This window comes from Actinomadura logoneensis (genome assembly GCF_003428695.1).
GTDB lineage: Bacteria > Actinomycetota > Actinomycetes > Streptosporangiales > Streptosporangiaceae > Spirillospora > Spirillospora logoneensis.
Genome location: NZ_QURH01000754.1, coordinates 1 through 3,746 on the forward strand (window position 1 = coordinate 1; position 3,746 = coordinate 3,746).

General features: G+C 74.9%; 5 protein-coding genes. 2 read left to right on the forward strand and 3 right to left on the reverse strand.

Going from position 1 to position 3,746, the window contains the following annotated elements; genetic code table 11:
• The coding region (locus DZF91_RS26760; protein WP_199486916.1) for an ABC transporter ATP-binding protein at positions 1 to 711 on the reverse strand (711 nt) is incomplete at its 3' end.
• A 253-nt stretch (positions 712 to 964) separates the two neighbouring features.
• On the opposite strand from DZF91_RS26760, the gene DZF91_RS26765 reads away from it, so the two are divergent.
• Positions 965 to 2,026, forward strand: a complete 1,062-nt coding sequence (locus DZF91_RS26765; RefSeq protein ID WP_199486917.1) for a sensor histidine kinase — start codon at positions 965 to 967, stop codon at positions 2,024 to 2,026.
• A 16-nt stretch (positions 2,027 to 2,042) separates the two neighbouring features.
• Positions 2,043 to 2,714, forward strand: a complete 672-nt coding sequence (locus DZF91_RS26770) for a response regulator (protein WP_117359942.1) — start codon at positions 2,043 to 2,045, stop codon at positions 2,712 to 2,714.
• Positions 2,715 to 2,760: 46 nt separating this feature from the next.
• Here DZF91_RS26770 and DZF91_RS26775 read toward each other — a convergent pair whose 3' ends face one another.
• A complete protein-coding gene (locus DZF91_RS26775) occupies positions 2,761 to 3,249 on the reverse strand; it encodes a GNAT family N-acetyltransferase (protein ID WP_117359943.1) in 489 nt (162 codons plus the stop codon).
• A gap of 49 nt (positions 3,250 to 3,298) precedes the next feature.
• On the reverse strand, positions 3,299 to 3,746 hold a 448-nt coding region (locus DZF91_RS26780; RefSeq protein WP_235834591.1), incomplete at its 5' end, for a sensor histidine kinase.

Genomic DNA, 3,746 nt, shown 5'->3' on the forward strand with positions numbered 1-3,746 from the left:
CAGCGGCGGGACGAGCCGGGCGGCCTCCGGCGCGCGGACGACGACGCGGGCGTGCCCGCCGCGCGCGGCGAACTCGGCGACGGTCTCCTCGGCGACGAGCTCGCCGCGCCCGACGACGACGAGCCGGTCGGCCGTGTGCTCCATCTCGCTCATCAGGTGGCTGGACACCAGCACCGTCCGGCCCTCGGCGGCCAGGCGCCGGAACAGGCCGCGCACCCAGCGGACGCCCTCGGGGTCCAGGCCGTTCACGGGCTCGTCGAACAGCAGGACGGGCGGGTCGCCGAGCAGCGCGCCCGCGATCCCGAGCCGCTGCCGCATCCCGAGCGAGAACCCGCCGACCCGGCGGTGCGCGACTCCGGCGAGCCCGACCTCCTCCAGCACCTCGCGGACGCGCCGGGACGGCAGCCCGTTGGTGCGGGCCAGCGCGGACAGGTGCGCCCGCGCGCTGCGCCCGGGGTGGACGTCGCCCGCGTCCAGCAGCGCGCCGACGTGGTGCAGCCCGGCCCTCCATCCGGTGAAGGGGCGGCCGTCGACCAGGGCGGACCCGGCGGTCGGACGGTTCAGCCCGAGGATCATCCGCATCGTCGTGCTCTTGCCCGCGCCGTTCGGCCCGAGGAACCCGGTGACGAGCCCGTCCGGCACCGTGAAGCTCAGGTCGTTCACGGCGACGACGTCCCCGTAGCGCTTGGTCAAACCTCTGACTTCGATCACGCCGTCCACGCTCGCGGAGCGCCGGACGCGCGGCATCGGCCTCCGGGCACGTTTCCGAACCCGCACCTTGCCCTGCCGGCGTACGCCCGCAGGCATACGACCCAAGGCGGACGCCCCGGCCCCGGTGCCGCGCCTACGCTCCGGTTCCGTGCATCCCGGAATGGTGATCCGTAGAGTGAGCGCGCCCGCCGCGTTGACGGTGACGCTGGTCGCCGCCTGTGCCAGTGTCCGAGGGCCCGACGGACGGACCGACGTGCCCCTTCCGCTCCTCCTGCTGGCGGCGCTGGTCCTTGCGCTGCCGCTCGCATGGGCGCGTGAGCGTCCCCAGCCCGTCCTGGTACTGCTCCTGGCCGAGCTCACGGCGGCCACGGCGATCGGACTGCGACCGCAACAGGCGTGGCCGCTGCTGCCGGCGGCGGCCCTCGTCCTCACCCACCTCACCGCCACACGCGACCACCGGGACGGGCTCGTCGCGATGGGCGCGACCCTCGTGGTCGGCGAGGTCCCGTGGACGGCGGCCCTGGTCCGGGAGGGCGGCTGGGGACGGCTCCTCGTGCCGGGCTTCCTCGGCCTCCAGATCCTGCTCGCCGTGGGCATCGTCGCCGCCTGGCTCGCCGGGACGTCCGTCCGGCAGCAGCGCCAGTACGCCGAGGCACTGCGCGCTCACGAGGCCGCCCGGGCGGTGACCGACGAACGGTTGCGGATCGCCCGCGAACTGCACGACATGGTCGCGCACGGCATCGGCGTCATCGCCATCCAGGCCGGTGCGGGCCACCGCGTCCTGCGGACCTCGCCGGACGGCGCCGAGAGCGCGCTGCGCACCATCGAGGACAGCAGCCGCCGCACCCTGCGCGAGCTGCGCGGAATGCTCGACATCCTGCGCAGCGCCGACGCCACCGCCGACACCCCGCCACGTGCGGACGCCCTGGCCGGCCTGGGCGAACTCGACCACCTCACCGCGACGACGCGGGCGGCGGGCGTCGAGGTGGACGTGCGGTGGCGCGGCGTCCGGGACGCGCTGCCCTCGACCATCGACCACGCGGCCTTCCGGATCGTCCAGGAATCGGTCACCAACGTCGTCCGGCACGCGGGCACCGCCCGGTGCCACGTGACGATCGACCAGAGCCCGGACGCCCTGGCCATCGAGATCACCGACGACGGCCGCGGCGCCCCGGGCGCGGGCGGCGGAGGCCACGGGATCTCCGGGATGCGCGAACGCGTGGCCCTCCTGGACGGCCGGTTCAGCGCGGGCCCGCGCCCCGGCGGAGGCTTCCGCGTGCACGCGTCCCTGCCGCTCACCGGGGCGGCACGATGACTCCCCGGAATGCACGATGATCCGCGTCGCCCTCGTCGACGACCAGGAGCTGGTCCGCGTCGGGCTGCGGATGGTCGTGGACGCGACGCCCGGCATCGAGGTGGTCGGCGAGGCGGGGAGCGGCGGCCAGGCCGTCCGGCTCGTCCGCGAACTGCGCCCGGACGTCGTGGTGATGGACCTGCGCATGCCCGGCATGGGCGGTGTCGAGGCCACCGAGATGATCAGCGCGGACGTCCCGTCGGCGCGCGTCGTCGTCCTCACGACCTACGACGAGGACGCCAACGTGTACGCGGCGCTGCGCGCCGGGGCGAGCGGCTTCCTGGTCAAGGACATGGCACTGGACGACATCCTCAACGCCGTCCGCGTAGTGGCGCGCGGCGACGCCCTGCTCGCCCCCGCCGTCACCCGCCGCCTCATCTCCGACTTCGCCGCTTCGGGCGGCGTCCGCGGCCGACGGCCCGAGCCCGCCGCGCTGCCCGGCGTCACCGCGCGTGAACGCGAGGTGCTGACCCTCGTCGGACGCGGCCTGTCGAACGCCGAGCTGGGCGAACGCCTCCACATCAGCCCCGGGACGGCGAAGGCACACGTCGCGAGCCTGCTCGCCAAGCTCGGCGCCCGCGACCGCGTCCAGCTCGTCATCCACGCCTACGAGTCGGGCCTGGTCGCCGTCGGCGAGACCGGCCCCTGACCTCACAGCGCACGATGAATGACCTCACAGGGCGCGATGCGTCGACTCACAGGGCGCGATGCATGATGTGGAGGCCGACGAAGCCCTCCACCGGATGCCGGAATCCCTCCGGAAGCGTCCCGACGACCTCGAATCCCAGCGACCGGTACAGCTCCACGGCACGCACATTGGTCTCGACGACGGCGTTGAACTGCATGGCGCGATACCCGGCCTCGCGCGCCCATTCCAACGTGTACTCGCACAACGCACGCCCCACGCCCCGTCCGGCATGGGCGGGATCGACCATGTAACTGGCGCTGGCGATGTGCGAGGCGTTCCCCTGGTGGTTCCGGTTCATCTTGGCCGTCCCGAGAACCGCGCCCGCGCCGTCGACGGCGACCACCGTCCGGTCGGGGGCGGGCAGCAGCCACCAGTCCCGCCCGGTCTCCCGGTCGAGGTCCACCGGAAAGGTGAACGTCTCCCCCGCGGCCACGATCCCGTGGAAGAACGGCCAGATGGCGGCCCAGTCCTCGGCCGTCGCCTCCCTGATCAGCATCCGCCCACCCTGCCCTGGCGCCGCCCCGGCGGTCCAGCGGATTACGCCGTCAGGGGGCGCGGCGGACGGTGAGTTCGAGTTCGGTGCCCTCGCCGGGGGCGGAGTGGATGGCGACGGTGCCGCCGAGGTCGCGGACACGGCCGCGGATGGACTGGGCGACGCCGAGGCGGCCGTCGGCCTCGGCCCGTTCGAGGCGGCCGGGCGGGATGCCGGGGCCGTCGTCCCGGACGCTGACGATCACCTCGTCGGCGCCGTCGTCCTCGAGGAGGACCCAGGCCCGGGCGGCCTCCCCGGCGTGCTGCCGGACGTTGGCCAGCGCGGCCTCCACGGCGGCCGTCAGCTCGTCCGCGACGTGCTCGGGGACCAGGACGGGCGTCGCCGGGGTCGCGACGCTCACACGGGCCGAGGAGAGCGCGGTCAGCCGCGTCCGGAGGTCGGACCGGCCGGACGGCGGGGCCGCCTCGCGGCGCGGGCGCGGGTGTTCGCCGGTGCCCGCG

Coding starts and splice junctions, on each gene's coding strand:
- DZF91_RS26775 (WP_117359943.1), bottom strand. CDS start 3,249: ATGCTGATCAGGGAGGCGACGGCCGAGGACTGGGCCGCCATCTGGCCG.
- DZF91_RS26770 (WP_117359942.1), top strand. CDS start 2,043: ATGATCCGCGTCGCCCTCGTCGACGACCAGGAGCTGGTCCGCGTCGGG.